The organism is Rhodopila sp. (assembly GCF_035548095.1).
GTDB lineage: Bacteria > Pseudomonadota > Alphaproteobacteria > Acetobacterales > Acetobacteraceae > Rhodopila.
Genome location: NZ_DASZUV010000020.1, coordinates 61,627 through 77,474 on the forward strand (window position 1 = coordinate 61,627; position 15,848 = coordinate 77,474).

The following is a 15,848-nucleotide window of genomic DNA, read 5'->3' on the forward strand; positions in this document are numbered from 1 at the left end:
TCAGGCCCCAGGCCCGACGGCTTCGGCGGCCGCAGCTCCCTTGGGGGCGTATACCGAACCGCCCCAGACCCACCAGCCTGGACGCGACAGCCGGGCTGCCGCCCCCGCGGCCGCTTCGGCCGAGGCATAGACGCCGAAGCATGTGGCGCCGGACCCGCTCATGCGCGCCAGCAGGCAATCCGGGTCGCCGCTCAGCGCCGCGAGGGCGCCACCGATCGCCGGCGCCAGCGCCAGCGCCGGCGGCTGCAGATCGTTGCATGTGCCGTGCAGCCAGCCGGCGAGGTCGCCGGCGTCGCGCCAGCCAGGCGGCAGCACGGCGGGCGGTGAGAATTCTCCATGGCGCGCCTTGAACACCGAAGCTGTCGCCACCGCGACGCCGGGATTGACCAGGACCAGTCCGAAGGGCGGCAGCTCGGGAACGGCCGTCAGCACCTCCCCGATTCCCTGCATCCGGGCCGGCGTGCAGCGCAGGCAGACCGGTACGTCCGCACCCAGCGCCGCGCCGATCGCCGCCAGCCGCTCGACCCCTGGATCGATCGACCAGGTTCGGCACAGCAGCCGCAATGCCGCCGCGGCATCCGCCGATCCGCCGCCGATACCGGATGCGATGGGCAGGTTCTTCCGCAGCACCAGCCGGCCGCGCGATGTCACGCCGGCTTCCACCGCCAGGGCACGCGCCGCGCGCAGCACCAGATTATCCGCCTCGGCCGTCAGGCCGCCGGCAAACGGACCGGTCACCGCCAGCGACAGCTCGGCGGCGGCGGCCACGGCCAGACGATCGCCGATATCGGCAAATACCGTCAGGCTATCCAGGAGGTGATATCCATCCGCCCGGCGGCCGGTGACATGCAGGTAAAGGTTGATCTTGGCTGGCGCGAATTCCTCCGCCCCAGGTGACGCGACGTCGGATAGCCCGATGGCGGACAACCCGGCGCGTGACGGCGTGCCGCCGGTTTCGCGGCCGGACATGGCGGTCAGGTCCGCTACTGGCCGCTGAGCACTGGTCCGACGTGCCCGGTGTTCAACTTCGCCTCCAGCTTGGCCGCGTCATCCGGGGCAGGGTTCAACGTCAACGCGCGGCGCCACTGATATTGCGCCTCGATCTTGCGACCGACCGCCGCGTAGGCGTCACCCAGATGTCCGTTGATGGTGGGATCTTCGGGCTCCAGCTCCACCGCCCGCTCCAGCGTCTTCACCGCGCCGGCGATGTCGCCCTGGCGGAACTGGATCCACCCCAGGCTGTCGGTGATGGCGCCATCATTCGGCCGCGCCTGCGCCGCCGCCTGGATCATCTGCCGCGCCTTGTCCAGGTGTTCACCCCGGTCGGCCCAGGAATAGCCCAGATAATTCAGCACGAAGGGCTGGTTGGGCGACAACTCCAGCGCCCGCTTCAAGTCGGCTTCCGCCTTGCTCCACTGACGCGCCTGATCCTCGGCCACACCGCGGCTGTAGAACAGCACCCAGTCGGTCGGCAGCGGGTCCTGCAGACGGGCGATCGCCTTGTCGTAAGCCTGCACCGCCTCGGGGTACTGTTTCTTGGCCCGCAGTATGTCGCCACGCGCCGTGTCCGGCAGCGAGCTCGACGGATAATCCTCCGACAGGCGCTGCAGAATCCGCATGGTTTCATCCGTGCGTCCCAGCATGTTCAGCAGCGTCGCCCGCCGCAGCTCGACCACCGGATACATCGGATCGCCCGACGGCACGTCGGACAGCGCCGCCAGGGCCAGCGCCGGGTGGTGCTGGCTGGCCATCAGGTCCGCCATCAGCAGCCGAGCGGCTGCCAGATCGGGCCGCAGGTCCAGCGCCATGCGCAGCATGATCAGCGCCGGGTCGTTCATGTCCTGCGCCCGCAGCATCGCGGCGAAGGTGAAATACGTCTCCGCGATGCCGTCGCCGGGCTTGGTCACCACCCGCTTGGTCACGTTCGCCAGCAGGCCGGGCAGAGCGATTGACGTATCGGTCGCCACCTTCGCCAGGCTGGCGAGCGATCGCTGCGCATCCACCGGCTGCCCGGTACGGGCCTGCCAGCTCGCAAGGATCTGCGTCAGCCGCAGATTCGGCTCCGCCATCGTGGTTTCCAGCGCGTGATACAGCTTGCCGGCTTCGTCCCTGCGGTTGCCGAGATCGGCGATCAGCGCGGCATTGGCCAGGAACAGGGTGCGGAAGCGCGGATCCTCCACATAGGGCTGCAGGGTCGAGAGCGCCGAGTCGGGATGGCCGTCGCCCAGCTGTGCCCAGGCCACCAGCAGCGGCTGCAAAACCTGGCTGAGGCCCTGGCGGGGCAATTTTCGAAATTGCTGCTCCGCCGCCGACCACCGACCGGACCGGATTTCGACATTCGCCAGCACCAGGCGGGAGAACTGGTTGTTCGGCAGCCGCGCCGCCAGCTTCACCGCCTCCGGCCGGCCGGCCAGCAAGGTGGCGATAAAGGCCTGCTCCATCAGTTCCTGGTCGTTCGGCCGCGCCGCCAGGGCCTTCAGCAAGTCGCGGGAGGCAGTGGCGGCGTCGCCTTCGGACATGGCGAAGCGTCCGGCAAGATAGTTGCCCAGCACGCCGCTTTGCATGGCATCGCCGGCGCCGCGAGACGGGTCGGACGCCGCACAGGCGGACAACATCGACAGAGACAGCAGCACGGCCCGGAAGCCGCCACGGAGATTTGCCATGCCGCCAACCTATCAAGCCGCTCGGCCGATGTCAGCAACCTTGCAGCCGTTCCTCACGGTGCATGGCAGCTTTCCCGGCGGCGTAACCATTGGTTACGCATACAGTTTTCGCGATTGCAGCAAACCGGATCGGGCACGGCCATGGGACACACTTCCGGCGCAGTGGACGCGTCTCGGACCCCACCCTTCGAAAGAGCACACGGCGAAGGCGGGGCCCTGGGCGCCGCGGCCGGAGGCCCTGCCACTGACCGGCGCGCCCTGCCCCGCGAGGCGGACCCTACATGCCGCCCGGATAGACCGGGCCACCGCCGCCCTCGGGCGTCACCCAGTTGATGTTCTGGTCCGGGTCCTTGATGTCACAAGTCTTGCAGTGCACGCAGTTCTGCGCGTTGATTTGCAGCTTCGGGTCGCCTTCCTCGGCGCCGACGATCTCATACACGCCCGCCGGGCAATAGCGCTGCTCCGGGCTGCGGTACTTGTCCCAGTTGATGTCGATCGCCTTCGCCGGATCCTTCAAGACCAGATGGACCGGCTGGTTTTCCTCATGATTGGTGTTGCTGATGAACACCGAGGACAGGCGGTCGAACGTCAGCACGCCATCCGGTTTCGGATAGTCGATCCGCGGCGCCTGGGCGGCGGGGATCAGCGTTTCATTGTCACCGTGCGGATAATGGAACGTCCAGGGTGCCTTGCCGCGAAGCAGATAAGTGTCGATTCCGGCATAGACCAGCCCGCCATAGCGGCCGAATTTCTGGAACGCCGGGCGGATGTTGCGTACGCTCTGCAGTTCCTCCCACACCCAGCTGTTGCGGACGCGGTCCGTGTAGCTGGTCACCTCGGCCGGCCCGTCACTGGCCAGCGCCTCGGCGATCGCTTCGGCGGCCAGCATGCCGGACTTCATCGAGGTATGGGTGCCCTTCACCTTCGGCACGTTCAGGAAGCCGGCGGCATCACCGACCAGCACGCCGCCCGGGAAGGTCAGCTTCGGCAGTGCCTGGATGCCGCCCTCGATCAGCGCCCGGGCGCCATAGGCGATACGGCGGCCGCCCTCGAAATACGGCCTGATCGACGGGTGCGTCTTGAAGCGCTGCATTTCCTCGAACGGCGACAGCCAGGGATTCTTGTAGTCCAGGCCGACGACGAAACCGTACGACAGCAGATTTTCACCGAAATGGTAAAGAAACGACCCGCCATAGGTGACGCTGTCCAGCGGCCAGCCCAGCGCGTGCTCGATCAGCCCCGGCTTGTGGTTCGCCGCCGGGATTTCCCACAGCTCCTTGATGCCGATGCCATAGGTCTGCGGGTCGCGGCCCGCGCGCAGATTGAACCGGCTCATGAGCTGCTTCGACAACGAGCCGCGGCAACCCTCGGCGAAGATCGTATATTTCGCGCGCAGCTCCATGCCGCGCTGGAAATTGGCGGTGGGTTCGCCGTCACGCCCGATGCCCATGTCGCCGGTGGCGATACCGACGACGCGGCCATCCTCCTCCAGCAGCTCCGCCGCCGCGAAACCGGGATAGATCTCGACGCCGGCCGCCTCGGCCTGCTCACCGAGCCAGCGGACGACGTTGCCAAGAGAGACGATGTAGTTGCCGTGATTGTGCATCTGCGGCGGGGTGGGCAGCTTGAACGACTTCGTCTCGGTCAGAAAAAGAAACCGATCCTCCCTCGCCGGCGTGTCCAGCGGCGCGCCCTTTTCCTTCCAGTCCGGGATCAGCTCGTTCAGCGCCCGCGGCTCCACCACCGCGCCGGACAGGATATGCGCGCCCACTTCGGCGGCTTTTTCCACGAGGCAGACAGAGATGTCGGGCGAGATCTGCTTCAGCCGGATGGCCGCGGACAGGCCTGACGGTCCCCCGCCCACGATCACCACGTCGAATTCCATCGCCTCACGCGGGGGTAGTTCCTCCGCCATCTTTGTCTCCTTGTTTATCGCTTGTCGGTGCCTACCCCGTCTAACGTATGGGCGCCAGATCGGGAGGCGATGAAACCGGCTTCCGCATGCCAGGAATGATCACGGTGGAGCAAGACACGTTGCCGCGCGTCGACAACCGGGAGCCGCCCATCCTGCTGATCGCCCACGGCTCGGCGCGGTATGCCGAGGCCGCGCGGCCGGCCCTGGCGCAGCTGCCGCGGTTGCGCGCCGCCGCGCCCGGCCGCTGCGTGACGCTGGGGCTGCTGGCCGGTCGCCCCGGCGTGTCCGATACGCTGGCCAGGATCGACGCGCCGGCGATCCGGGCGGTGCCGTTCTTCATGGAGGACGGGTATTTCGTCCGCGTCGCCGTACCGCGCGCGATCGGCGGCGACAGGCGGGTGACACGGTGTCGGCCGGTGGGGGTGCATCCCGGCATGGCGGACGTGATCGCCGGGCATGCGCGCGACGGCTGCGCGGCACGGGACCTCGTGCCGGCCGAGGTCGCGTTGCTGCTGGTCGGCCATGGCTCCGCCTCGGCGCCGGGCCGGGCCATGGCACTGCGCCGGCACGCGGCGGCGCTGGCGGCATCCAGCCTGTTTCAGACCGTGCACATCGCGCATCTGGAGGAGCCGCCGCTGCTGGCGGACGCTCTGGCGGCCCTGCGCCCGTGGCCCGTGGCGGTGGTCGGCTTCTTCGCCGGCGAGGGCAAACATGTGCGCGACGACGTGCCGGCGGCGCTGGCCGCCGAGACCGCCACGCGCGCCGGCTCGGCCGGGGTGGTTCACAATTTCGGCTCCGTGGCGGACAATCCGGCCCTGGCCCGGATCATCCTGGACCAGGCCGCATCCGACTGAACGCCAGGCCTGCTCGCCGGCGGAACAACGGCGCCAAGGCTCGCCGGGGTAAAGGTGCCAGGCGGGACGTGTTCACCGGAACCGCGGGACCACCACGGGGCGCGGTCACCAGAGGGAGGATACGACGATGTTCGCCTATATCGGCGGCTATACCACGCCGGATCGCGACGGGCGCGGCAACGGCATCAACGTGTTCGACGTCCGCCCGGACGGCGAATGGGTCCATGTGCAGCTTGTCGGCGGGTTGGAAAACCCCTCGCTGTTCACCCTGAATGCCGCCGGCACACGGCTGTATAGCGTGCATGGGGGCCGGACCATGGTCAGCGCCTTCGCGATCGATCCCGCCACCGGCCAACTGACCCTGATCAACCAGGTCGACCCCGGCGGCGGCAACCCCGTGGATTCGGCGCTGGACCCCACCGAGCGCTTCCTGATCGTCGCAAACTATTCCAGCGGTACGGTGGCGGTGCTGCCGGTGGGCGAGGACGGGTCGCTGGGGGCGCCGTCGCAACTGTCGGCATTGCCCGGGCAACCGGGACCGCATCCGAAGGAGCAGACTTCATCCCATCCGCACGGCGTGATCATGGACCCCAGCGGCCGCTTCGTGATCGTGCCCGACAAGGGCCTGGACCGGACGTTCCTCTTCCGCTTCGCGGATGGCACGCTGACACCGACCGCCCAGGGTTGGGTGAGCGCGCGCCCTGGCGCAGCGCCTCGTCACGCCGCGTTCCACCCGACGCTGCCGGTGCTGTATGTGAACAATGAGCTGGATTCGACCGTCAGCGTCTATGACTGGGCGCCTGACACCGGCCATGCCGCCGAGAAGCAGGTGATCGGGACGCTGTCCGCCGGCTTCACCGGCCGCAACACGACGGCCGAAATCGTGCCATCCCCGGAAGGCCGCGTGCTGTATGTGTCGAACCGCGGCCAGGACAGCGTCGCCTACCTGGACATCGATCCGGCGACCGGCCTGCTGCGCCATGGCGGCTTCATCCCCACGGGCGGCGCTCGCCCGCGCTTCTTCACCCTGGGGCCGGACGGCAAGCGCGCCTATGTCGCGAACCAGGACAGCGACAGCGTGACGGTCTTCGACATTTCGGACACCACCGGGCGGTTCACCGATACCGGACGGCGCATCATGGTGGGCAGTCCCTCGGCGATCAGTTTCGTTGGCGGCGCGGCCGGTTGACCGCCGACGCCCGGGCTTGAAACCGACCGGACGTCGCGCCGATACTGTCGTTACGCGCGAAAGACTCGAGGAACGATGTCATGGCCAGAGCCACTACCGCCCCGGGCAAGAAGAAAAAGGCGCCCGCGACGGCACTCCCCGAAAAGAAGGCCGCGCCGATGAAGGCGGCGGCCAAGGCCCCCGTTTCGGCAAAGGTGGCGGCAAAGAAGGCCGCCCCCCCGAAGGCGCCGCAAAAAGCGGCCCCGAAGAAGGCGGCCCCCCTGAAAGCGGCCCCCCCCAAAGCGGCGAAGAAGATGGCCGCCGCCATGAAGGCTGCGGCAAAAAAGACGGCGGCACCGATGAAAGCGGCGGCGAAGGCCGCAGCAAAGCAGGCGGGATCGGCCAAGGGCGGCGTGGCGAAAGCCGCGCCAAAAAAAGCCGCGTCCGGGAAGGCTGCTTCCGGGAAAGCCGCCGCCGCGAAAGCCGGACCGGCCAAATCCATGGCAGTGACGAAGGCCGCCCCGCGCCGCATCCCGGCCAAGATACCCGCCCCGGCCACCCGCCGCCTGCGCGCCACCGCTGTCAAGCGCATCGCTTCGGTGCCGAAGCGGCCGGCTGCACCCAGCCCGGCGGCGCCTGCCGCCCGGCCGCCCCAGCACTTCACCGTCAGCCATCTGCATGAGGATGATTTCAAGCGCGACGGCCTGCGCCCTTATGCGCTGTACCGTGATCTGGGTATCGCGGCCGCCACCGCCGGCCTGTGCCAGGCCCATGTCATCCGCTTCATCCCGCCGACGACGGATGAGGTCCGCAAGCAGCACACCCATACGGTCGATCTGCAACTGGTCTACGTGCTGAAGGGCTGGATCAAGAATGAGTTCGAAGGCCATGGCCCGCAGATGATGTCCACCGGCAGCTGCTGGCTGCAGCCCAGCGGCATCAAGCACACCGTGCTGGAATACTCGGCCGACTGCGAGGTGCTGGAGATCATCGTCCCCGCCGACTTCGAGACCAGCGAGACGAGCTGAGCCCTCGCGCCCACCATGGCGCATGAACGCCTCGATTGCCTGAAATGTCCGGCACTATGTTGTCGGATGGCGGGCTATGTCCGCGTGAGCCGGGAGGATATCCGCCGGCTGGCGAAACATCTCGGCCTGTCGGTGCCGGAATTCGAGCGCCGCCATATCGTTGAGGTCACCAAGAAGGGCGAGAAGCGGATCAAGGAGGGCTACAAGACCTGCCAGTTCCTGACCGATGACCATATGTGCGGTGTGTACGAGGCGCGGCCACATGATTGCCGCGGCTATGTCTGCTGGAACCAGCCGGATGAGACGGTGTACGGGTATGCGGTGTTCCTGCAGACCCCGGTGCGGCGGCTGCGAGAGGCGGAGGGGTAGCGGCGGCCGACGGCAGGCCGGGCCTCAGAGGGTCGGGTTGACCCGATCATGCTTTATCAAAGCTTTGATTCAACAGCGCGATTCGCACCTTCTGACCGCCGGCTTCAGGCGATCGCGCTCTGCTCCGGAAAGCACCCGCTGGCACAGGAGCACCCGCTGCCGGCCCGGCCATCCGCCCGGTTGCGGGCGCGGGCCTGGCCAAATCCGCCAAAGCGAGGCGCGTACGGTTATGCCGCGACCAGCCTCGCCACATCGACCGGAGCGTTCGCCAGCATGTCGGCGCCGGCCCGGCGCAGCTCCGCCTCGCCGCCATAGCCCCACAGCACGCCGATCGCCCGCAGCCCGTTCGCCTGCGCGGCGTGGATGTCATGATGGCGGTCGCCCACCATGATCGTCCCCGCCGGATCGTAGCCCTCGGCACGCAGCAGTTCCGCGATCAGATCTTTCTTGTCGTCCAGCCCGCCACCTGGCAGCGCGCCATACACCGTCGGCAGCATCTCGGAGAAACCCAGATACGCCACCACTCTCTCTGCGAAATCCCGTCGCTTGGCGGTGGCGACGCAGAGCCGCCGTCCGCTCGCCCGCAGTGTCGCCAGCATGTCGCCGATGCCGGGAAATGCGGCCACGTCGTAAAGCGCCACCTCGGAGTAATGCGCGCGATAGGTCCTCAGCCCCAGATCGATACGGTCATCGCCATAACGGCCCAGCAGCGTGCGGATCGATACGGCGATCGGCGGGCCGACAAGCTCCGTCAGGTCGCCAGCCGTCGCCGGATCGTGGCCCAGCGCCGACAGCATGAACTTGAAGCAGCCCTCGATTCCCGCCCGGGAATCGGCCAGCGTGCCGTCGAGATCCAGCAGGATGGCGGGTGGCTTGCTCAAGCCATCACCGATCGGGCCGCCATCCTGGGAACCACGCGCATTCAGGCCGCCTTGCCGAACAGTCCGCCCAGGCGCGCCAGCCGCGCCAGATGCGTGTCGGCATCGCCGTAAAGCTGATCGATCATCGTCGTGCGCTTGAAGTAATGCCCGACGGCGTACTCCGCCGTCATGCCGATGCCGCCGTGCAGCTGTATCGCCTCCTGCCCCACCAGGCGGGCGGAGCGGCCGATCTGCACCTTGGCCGCCGAGATCGCCTTGCGCCGCTCGACCGGGTTTTCCTCGGCGGCGCTGATGGCGGCGAACAACGCCATGCTGCGGGCCTGCTCCACCGCGACCAGCATGTCCACCGAGCGATGCTGCAGCGCCTGGAAGGAGCCGATGGGGCGGCCGAACTGTTTCCGCGTCTTCAGGTATTCCAGCGTCAGTTCCTGCATCGCCTGCATCGCGCCGACCGCCTCGGCGCATAGCGCGGCGATCGCCTCGTCCACCACGTGCTCGATCGGCGCCAGCGCGTTGTCATGCACCATGTCATCCGCGGTGACGCGGGCATTGGCCAGGGAGATTTCAGCCGCGCGCAGGCCGTCCTGCGTGCCATAGCCGCGGCGCGACACGCCCGGCGTCGCCGGGTCGACCAGGAACAACCCGATCCCGTCGGGATCGCGCCTGCCGCCGGACAGGCGGGCGGTGACGAAGATACGGTCGGCGGCATCACCGTGCAGCACCACGCTTTTGGCGCCGTTCAGCACATACCCGGCGCCGTCCCTGGCCGCGGTGGTCGTCACATCCGACAGGTCGTAGCGCGAATGCCGCTCGACATGCGCGAAGGCCAGCTTCAGCTTGCCGGCGGCCACCTGCGGTGCCAGCGCGCCGCGCATCGCGTCTGGCGCCGCCCGCCGCAGCAGGCCGCCGCCCAGGATGATGGTGGCGAAGAACGGCTCCAGCACCAGACCGCGGCCGAAGGCCTCCATCACGATCGCGGTTTCCACCGGCCCGCCGCCAAACCCGCCCAGGGTTTCCGGGAACGGCAGGCCCAGCAGGCCCAGTTCGGTCAGGTGCGACCACATGGCCGCCGACCATCCGGCGGCTTCAGCCAGGTATTTCTTGCGCTGCTCAAACGAGTATTCGCCGGCGATCAGCCGATCGACACTTTCCTTCAGCAGCCGCTGGTCCTCGGAGAGATCGAAATCCATGATTACCTCATTTTGCGCATAGCCGCCACGCCAACCCTATGCGCGCGGGGTTTTGCGCATAGCCGCCACGCCAACCCTATGCGCGCGGGGTTTCGCGCATAGCCGCACATCAACCTGATACGTTACAAGCCAAGAATGGCCTTGGCGATGATGTTGCGCTGGATCTCGTTCGAGCCGCCGTAGATCGAGACTTTCCGATAGTTGAAATACATCGGCGCCGCCTCGGTCGCATAGCCGGGTCCGACCACCGGTTCGTTGTTGCCGTCGAAATCGCGCTGATACGGCATCGCGTACGGACCGACGACTTCCATCAGCAGCTCCGTCAACTGCTGCTGGATCACCGACCCTTTCAGCTTCAGGATCGACGAGGCCGGGTTCTGCTTGCCCTTGGCCAGCTTGCGCTCATCCGACACCACGCGAAGCTGGGTCATTTCCAGCGCCTTCAACTCCACCTCGATCGCGGCCAGTTTCTCCTGGAAGCGCGGATCCTCGATCAACGGCTGCTCGCCGGCGAATTCCAGCGCGGCCAGATGCTTGATGCGGGCGATCTTGGCCTTCGAGTTGCCGACGCGGGCGATGCCCGTGCGTTCGTTGCCCAGCAGGAATTTCGCGTAGTCCCAGCCTTTGTTCTCCTGCCCGACCAGGTTCTCGGCGGGTACTTCGACATTGTCGAAGAATACCTCGTTCACCTCGCGCCCGCCGTCGATCGTATAGATCGGCCGCACGGTGATCCCCGGCGTCTTCATGTCGATCAGGATGAAGGAAATGCCTTCCTGCTGCTTCGCCGAGGGATCGGTGCGGCACAGGCAGAAGATCCAGTCGGCGTACTGCGCCAGCGTGGTCCAGATCTTCTGACCGTTGATGATCCACTTGTCGCCCTTGCGCTCGGCCTTCGTGCGCAGCGACGCCAGGTCGGATCCCGAACCGGGTTCGGAAAATCCCTGGCACCAGAAGATGTCGGCGTTCGCGGTGGCCGGCAGGAAGCGCTGCTTCATCTCCTCGCTGCCGAACTGCGCGATCACCGGCCCGACCATGGACGCGTTGAAGGCGATCGGCGGCGGGCAATCGGCCTGCTGCATTTCGTCCTGGTATAGATAGACCTGGATCGGCGACCAGTCCTGCCCGCCCCATTGCACGGGCCAGTTCGGCACCGCCCAGCCACGCGCGTTCAGGATGCGCTGCGACGTGATCATGTCGTCGCGCGTCAGCCCCTCGCCCTCGGCGACCTTTGCCCTGATCGCGGCGGGGATTTCCGTGCGAAAGAAACGCCGAGCCTCTTCGCGGAAGGCGATCTCCTCGGGGGTGAAATTCAGGTCCATGGCCGGCTCCCTCTCCTGCCATGTTCGTTAAACGCGGGCCCGAAACCCGTCAATGGACCAGGAGAAGGCGCCGGTCGGGCTTCCGCCGCGCGCTACTCGGCGGCGGTGCGGCGCAGCTTGTCGGCGAACTGTTTCCGAAATTTCGCCACCTTTGGCGCCACCACGACCTGGCAGTAGCCGGTGAACGGGTTGCGGGCGAAATAGTCGTGATGGTACGGCTCCGCCTCATAGAAGACGGTCAGCGGCTCGATCTCCGTCACCAGCGTGCCGGGCCAGATCCTGGCATCCGAAATTTCCCGCATCACCGCCTCGGCGGTCGCCTTCTGCTGGTCGGAGTGGGTCAGGATGATGGAGCGGTATTGCGGTCCGACATCGTTGCCCTGCCGGTCCTTGGTGGTCGGGTCATGGATCGTGAAGAACACCCGCAGCAGGTCGGCATAGGAGAGTTGCGACGGATCGAACGTCACCTGCACCACCTCGGCGTGCCCCGTCCGCCCCGTGCATACCTGCTCATAGCTCGGGTTCGGCACATGGCCGGCGGCGTAGCCGGACATGACGGAGATGACGCCCCTCAGATCCTTGAACACTGCCTCCAGGCACCAGAAGCAGCCGCCGCCCAACGTCGCCGTCTCTACTGTCGTGCTCATGTGTCCAGCCCTCCCATGGCTGGCCGCGCCTTGGCGGCCGGATACGTCCCGGGCGGCCGCGCCGCGTCAGGTGCCGGCGCCCTGGGTCCTGTCATGCAGGACGATGCGGTCGGCGGTGACGCTGCCGTCGGGCATCAGCGGCCCGGCGAGAAACACGGTCTCCCCTGCCTTCAGATCGCCGCGGGACGCGGGCTGCAATGTGGCGACCGGCGTCTTCGGCGACAGGAAGACCACCTTGGTGCCGTCCCAGCCGGAAACCGTCAACTGTTGCAGCATACCATCGCGCTCGGTTCGGCCAATAATGCGGCCTGTCACCAAGGTCTGGCCGGGCGGTACGTCCCAGGTGACGCCGCTATCCCTGGCCTGGGCCATGGCTTCCGTCACCGCCAGGACCTGCCGCGCCTGCAAGGATCCGTCCAGCGCCTGGGAGGCAACGACCGCCACGCCGCGGCCCATGGACAACAGCGTCTGGTCCGCCGGCCGGGCCACCAGCACCGTCAGCTTGCTGGCCAGTTGCACGTCGAAGCGGATGCCGGTGCGGTCATCGACCACCATGCCGTTGCCAGACACGCTTTCGATCGGGCCATGGACGCGCTGCTCCATGGCGGCCCGCAGCGGCGACACGACAGCCACAAAAGCAGCCAACGCAATGGTCGGCAGCAGCCATGATTTAAGGATTGGCATGTCCTGGATTCTCTGGACCACGCCCGCCAGGATTGCGGAGCGACCGTGTGCGTTTCTAGCAGTGGCGGTAGAGAGCCTGCCACTGAGATATTTCATACCGTCGCATGACAGCTATGAGAGGTTACAAACACCCGCGCCGGTGGCGGCACCGCTGATACGCGGTCAGCTTCTCTTGACCCATCGCTCACGCCAGCCCTTATCCACAGCGCCATGAACGCCATCAGCAAGCCGGACCAGACGACCGATCTGTCCATCTCCGGCATGACCTGCGCCGCCTGCGTCAGCCGGGTGGAGAAAGTGCTCGCGCGCGTGCCCGGCGTGACCCAGGCGACGGTGAACCTGGCCACCGAACGGGCGCATGTGGTGGGCCGGTCGCCCGACGTGGCCGCGCTGATCCGCGCGGTGGAGAAAGCCGGCTATGGCGCGTCGGAGATCCGCGCGCAGGCACCGCCTCCCGACCACACGGCGCAGGACCGGCGGGACCTGCTGCATCTGATCGCCGCCGTGGTGCTCAGCGCGCCGCTGCTGGCGGGAATGCTGGTCCCGGCGCTGATGCTGTCCGGCTGGGCGCAGTTCGCCCTCGGCTCCATCGTTCAGTTCTGGCTCGGCCTGCGCTTTTACAAGGCCGGCTGGCACGCGGTGCGTTCGCTATCGGGCAACATGGACCTGCTGGTGGCGCTGGGCACGTCCGCCGCCTGGGGCTTGTCCGCCTTCCTGTGGCTGCGCGACGGCCACGCGCATGGCCTGTATTTCGAGTCCGCCGCCGTGCTGATCACCTTCGTGCTGGTCGGCAAATGGCTGGAATCCCGCGCCCGCCGCAGCACCGCCAGCGCCATGGCCGCGCTGATGCGGCTGCGGCCCGACACCGCCCGGCTGCGCCGTCCCGATGGATCGGAGACCGACGTGCCGGTCGAGCAAGTGCGTCCCGGCGACCTGGTCGTCGTGCGGCCGGGGGAGCGCATCCCGGTGGACGGGATCATCCGCGAAGGCAACGGGGCGATCGACAATGCCATGCTGACCGGCGAGAGCCTGCCCGCCGATCACGGCCCCGGCGACAGCATCGCCGCGGGGGCCATCAACACCGACGGCCACCTGCTGATGGAGACCAGGGCGGTCGGTTCCGAAACCATGCTGGCCCGCGTCGTCCGGCTGGTAGAGGACGCGCAGGCCGCCAAGCCGCCCGTCCAGCGTCTTGCCGACCGGGTCAGCGCCGTCTTCGTGCCGGCGGTGCTGGGGATTGCGGCGGTGACGCTGATCTTCTGGCTGCTGACCGGCGCGGGGGCGACGGCGGCGATCCTGAATGCTGTCTCGGTCCTGGTCATCGCCTGCCCCTGCGCGCTGGGCCTGGCCACCCCCACCGCCATCATGGTGGGAACCGGCCTGGCGGCGCGGCACGGTATCCTGATCCGCGACGCCGAGGCGCTGGAACGGGCCCATGCCGTCCGTGTCGTGGCCTTCGATAAGACCGGCACCCTGACCGTTGGCGAACCGGTGCTGGAGGAGGTCATCCCGTTCGCCGCCACCGAGGCCGATAGCCTGGCCGAGGCCGCTGCCTTGCAGGCCGGCAGCGAACACCCTTTGGCCGCCGCGTTGCGCCAGGCCGCCGCGGCGCGTGCCAACGGCGGCAGCCCGGTCAGCACCGCATCCACGCCGGCCGCGACACAGCCCGAACGGTCTTCCGCCGTCGCCGATTTCCGGACACTGGCCGGGCGTGGCGTGTCCGGCGTGATGAACGGACGCACGCTGATCCTGGGCAACGCGCGTCTGTTGCGGGAACACGACATTTCCCCGGAAGGGGTGGATTTCGACGCTCTCACTGGCAGCGGCCGCACGCTGTCCTACCTCGCCGAGGCCGCTCCGTCGCCCCGGCTGCTCGCCGCCTTCGCCTTCTCGGACGCGCCGCGCCCCACCGCCGGGGCCGCCGTGGCGGCGCTGCATCGCATGGGGCTGCGCACGGTCATGCTGACCGGCGATGCCGAGGCGGCGGCCCGCCGCGTCGGCGAGGCCATCGGCATCGACCAGGTGCGTGCCGGCATCCTGCCCGCCGACAAGGCAGAGGCCGTGGCGGCGCTGCGGCAGGACGGCAGCACCGTGGTCGCCATGGTGGGTGATGGCATCAATGACGCCCCTGCCCTGGCCGCCGCCGATATCGGCATTGCCATGGCCAGCGGCACCGACGTGGCGATGCAGACGGCCGGCATCACGCTGATGCGCCCCGATCCGATGCTGGTGCCCGCCGCGCTGGACATTTCCGGCAAGACACTGTCGAAAATCCGCCAGGGCCTGATCTGGGCGTTCGGCTACAACATCCTGGGCATCCCGCTGGCCGCCGCGGGCTTCCTCAGCCCGGTGATCGCCGGCGCGGCGATGGCGCTGTCCTCGGTCTCGGTCGTGTGCAACGCACTGCTGCTGCGCGCATGGGAGCCGCCGCAGCGCTGAGTTACGCGCCGGTTTACCGGTTCTTAATCGGTTCCTGGTGTGCTGGGCGCATGCGAACCGGGATACGGCGATGACACAGACCGAGGCGATCAGGCGGATCGTCGCTGAGACCGTGCGATCGGAAATCGCCGAGCTGCGCGGCTTCGTGGATCGGCGGCTGGCGGAGCTCAGCGCCGAGGTGCACGGCACCATGCAGCTGATGGACTTTTCCGAAACCAGCCTCACCAGCCAGTTGCGCACCATCCATGACCAGGTGGCCGGGCTGCTCGCCTCGCCCGCCAGCAGCCGCAACCGCGGCCTGGAGCTGGAAGCGGTGGTCCAGGCAACCGAGAGCGCGGCAAACCGCATCATGGAAGCCGCCGAGGCGATCGCTGTCTGGCTGCGCGACGGCGCCAGGGATCCCGCCTCGATCGCGCTCGCCACCGAGAGCGTGAATGCAATCTTCGAGGCGTGCAGCTTCCAGGACGTCACCGGTCAGCGAATCCGCCGCGCGATTCGCGATCTGCAGCATGTCGAATCGATCCTCACGGACCTGACCCCGGCTGTCGCGGCGGCCCCGCCGGCCGCCGCGGCCGATGCGCCACCGTCGGAAGACCCGCCGCAGACCGCCCTGTCGCAGGACGCGGTGGACGCGCTGTTCGGTTAATCCTCCGTAAGGCAGCGGCCAGGCGGTTTGCATTCACGCCGGCAT

General features: G+C 67.9%; 14 protein-coding genes. 6 read left to right on the forward strand and 8 right to left on the reverse strand.

Annotated elements, in window-relative coordinates; genetic code table 11:
- The 3 genes from VHC04_RS14840 to VHC04_RS14850 all read right to left on the reverse strand — a co-directional run bounded on the left by VHC04_RS14840 (position 1) and on the right by VHC04_RS14850 (position 4,578).
- Positions 1-969, reverse strand: coding sequence for a 4-(cytidine 5'-diphospho)-2-C-methyl-D-erythritol kinase (locus tag VHC04_RS14840; RefSeq protein WP_325682587.1), 969 nt, complete (start codon positions 967-969; stop codon positions 1-3).
- A gap of 14 nt (positions 970-983) precedes the next feature.
- A complete protein-coding gene (locus VHC04_RS14845) occupies positions 984-2,663 on the reverse strand; it encodes a tetratricopeptide repeat protein (protein ID WP_325682589.1) in 1,680 nt (559 codons plus the stop codon).
- Positions 2,664-2,940: 277 nt separating this feature from the next.
- Positions 2,941-4,578, reverse strand: coding sequence for an electron transfer flavoprotein-ubiquinone oxidoreductase (locus tag VHC04_RS14850; RefSeq protein ID WP_325682591.1), 1,638 nt, complete (start codon positions 4,576-4,578; stop codon positions 2,941-2,943).
- An 86-nt stretch (positions 4,579-4,664) separates the two neighbouring features.
- On the opposite strand from VHC04_RS14850, the gene VHC04_RS14855 reads away from it, so the two are divergent.
- The 4 genes from VHC04_RS14855 (at position 4,665) to VHC04_RS14870 (ending at position 7,997) form a co-directional block, all read left to right on the forward strand.
- Complete coding sequence (locus tag VHC04_RS14855) at positions 4,665-5,432, forward strand: CbiX/SirB N-terminal domain-containing protein (RefSeq protein WP_325682593.1); 768 nt, start codon at positions 4,665-4,667, stop codon at positions 5,430-5,432.
- Between the two features lie 127 nt (positions 5,433-5,559).
- Entirely contained in the window at positions 5,560-6,621 is a 1,062-nt protein-coding gene (locus VHC04_RS14860) for a lactonase family protein (protein WP_325682595.1), read from the forward strand.
- A 158-nt stretch (positions 6,622-6,779) separates the two neighbouring features.
- A complete protein-coding gene (locus VHC04_RS14865) occupies positions 6,780-7,628 on the forward strand; it encodes a cupin domain-containing protein (RefSeq protein WP_325682597.1) in 849 nt (282 codons plus the stop codon).
- Positions 7,629-7,643: 15 nt separating this feature from the next.
- Positions 7,644-7,997 (forward strand): YkgJ family cysteine cluster protein, encoded by a 354-nt coding sequence (locus tag VHC04_RS14870; RefSeq protein ID WP_325682599.1) that lies wholly within the window; start codon positions 7,644-7,646, stop codon positions 7,995-7,997.
- A 227-nt stretch (positions 7,998-8,224) separates the two neighbouring features.
- On the opposite strand, the gene VHC04_RS14875 is transcribed toward VHC04_RS14870, so the two are convergent.
- The 5 genes from VHC04_RS14875 to VHC04_RS14895 all read right to left on the reverse strand — a co-directional run bounded on the left by VHC04_RS14875 (position 8,225) and on the right by VHC04_RS14895 (position 12,718).
- Positions 8,225-8,878 (reverse strand): HAD hydrolase-like protein, encoded by a 654-nt coding sequence (locus tag VHC04_RS14875; RefSeq protein WP_325682601.1) that lies wholly within the window; start codon positions 8,876-8,878, stop codon positions 8,225-8,227.
- A 41-nt stretch (positions 8,879-8,919) separates the two neighbouring features.
- On the reverse strand, positions 8,920-10,068 hold the full coding sequence (locus tag VHC04_RS14880) for an acyl-CoA dehydrogenase family protein (protein WP_325682603.1): 1,149 nt from the start codon (positions 10,066-10,068) through the stop codon (positions 8,920-8,922).
- A 122-nt stretch (positions 10,069-10,190) separates the two neighbouring features.
- Entirely contained in the window at positions 10,191-11,387 is a 1,197-nt protein-coding gene (gene pimC / locus VHC04_RS14885) for a pimeloyl-CoA dehydrogenase large subunit (RefSeq protein ID WP_325682605.1), read from the reverse strand.
- Between the two features lie 92 nt (positions 11,388-11,479).
- Positions 11,480-12,034: a peptide-methionine (S)-S-oxide reductase MsrA gene (gene msrA / locus VHC04_RS14890; protein ID WP_325682607.1), complete on the reverse strand. Its 555-nt coding sequence runs from the start codon at positions 12,032-12,034 to the stop codon at positions 11,480-11,482.
- A gap of 66 nt (positions 12,035-12,100) precedes the next feature.
- Positions 12,101-12,718, reverse strand: coding sequence for a DUF5666 domain-containing protein (locus VHC04_RS14895; protein ID WP_325682609.1), 618 nt, complete (start codon positions 12,716-12,718; stop codon positions 12,101-12,103).
- A 210-nt stretch (positions 12,719-12,928) separates the two neighbouring features.
- Here VHC04_RS14895 and VHC04_RS14900 point away from each other — a divergent pair, with 210 nt between their 5' ends.
- On the forward strand, positions 12,929-15,157 hold the full coding sequence (locus tag VHC04_RS14900) for a heavy metal translocating P-type ATPase (protein WP_325682611.1): 2,229 nt from the start codon (positions 12,929-12,931) through the stop codon (positions 15,155-15,157).
- 70 nt (positions 15,158-15,227) lie between these two features.
- Positions 15,228-15,803 (forward strand): hypothetical protein, encoded by a 576-nt coding sequence (locus VHC04_RS14905; RefSeq protein ID WP_325682613.1) that lies wholly within the window; start codon positions 15,228-15,230, stop codon positions 15,801-15,803.
- The last annotated feature ends 45 nt before the right edge of the window (positions 15,804-15,848 follow it).

What these genes read in the sequence shown, in the direction of transcription:
- msrA (WP_325682607.1), bottom strand. Translation starts at nt 12,034, where the DNA reads ATGAGCACGACAGTAGAGACGGCGACGTTGGGCGGCGGCTGCTTCTGG.
- VHC04_RS14860 (WP_325682595.1), top strand. Translation starts at nt 5,560, where the DNA reads ATGTTCGCCTATATCGGCGGCTATACCACGCCGGATCGCGACGGGCGC.
- VHC04_RS14840 (WP_325682587.1), bottom strand. Translation starts at nt 969, where the DNA reads ATGTCCGGCCGCGAAACCGGCGGCACGCCGTCACGCGCCGGGTTGTCC.
- VHC04_RS14870 (WP_325682599.1), top strand. Translation starts at nt 7,644, where the DNA reads ATGGCGCATGAACGCCTCGATTGCCTGAAATGTCCGGCACTATGTTGT.
- VHC04_RS14865 (WP_325682597.1), top strand. Translation starts at nt 6,780, where the DNA reads ATGAAGGCGGCGGCCAAGGCCCCCGTTTCGGCAAAGGTGGCGGCAAAG.
- VHC04_RS14850 (WP_325682591.1), bottom strand. Translation starts at nt 4,578, where the DNA reads ATGGCGGAGGAACTACCCCCGCGTGAGGCGATGGAATTCGACGTGGTG.
- VHC04_RS14895 (WP_325682609.1), bottom strand. Translation starts at nt 12,718, where the DNA reads ATGCCAATCCTTAAATCATGGCTGCTGCCGACCATTGCGTTGGCTGCT.
- VHC04_RS14905 (WP_325682613.1), top strand. Translation starts at nt 15,228, where the DNA reads ATGACACAGACCGAGGCGATCAGGCGGATCGTCGCTGAGACCGTGCGA.
- VHC04_RS14900 (WP_325682611.1), top strand. Translation starts at nt 12,929, where the DNA reads ATGAACGCCATCAGCAAGCCGGACCAGACGACCGATCTGTCCATCTCC.
- pimC (WP_325682605.1), bottom strand. Translation starts at nt 11,387, where the DNA reads ATGGACCTGAATTTCACCCCCGAGGAGATCGCCTTCCGCGAAGAGGCT.
- VHC04_RS14880 (WP_325682603.1), bottom strand. Translation starts at nt 10,068, where the DNA reads ATGGATTTCGATCTCTCCGAGGACCAGCGGCTGCTGAAGGAAAGTGTC.
- VHC04_RS14845 (WP_325682589.1), bottom strand. Translation starts at nt 2,663, where the DNA reads ATGGCAAATCTCCGTGGCGGCTTCCGGGCCGTGCTGCTGTCTCTGTCG.
- VHC04_RS14855 (WP_325682593.1), top strand. Translation starts at nt 4,665, where the DNA reads ATGCCAGGAATGATCACGGTGGAGCAAGACACGTTGCCGCGCGTCGAC.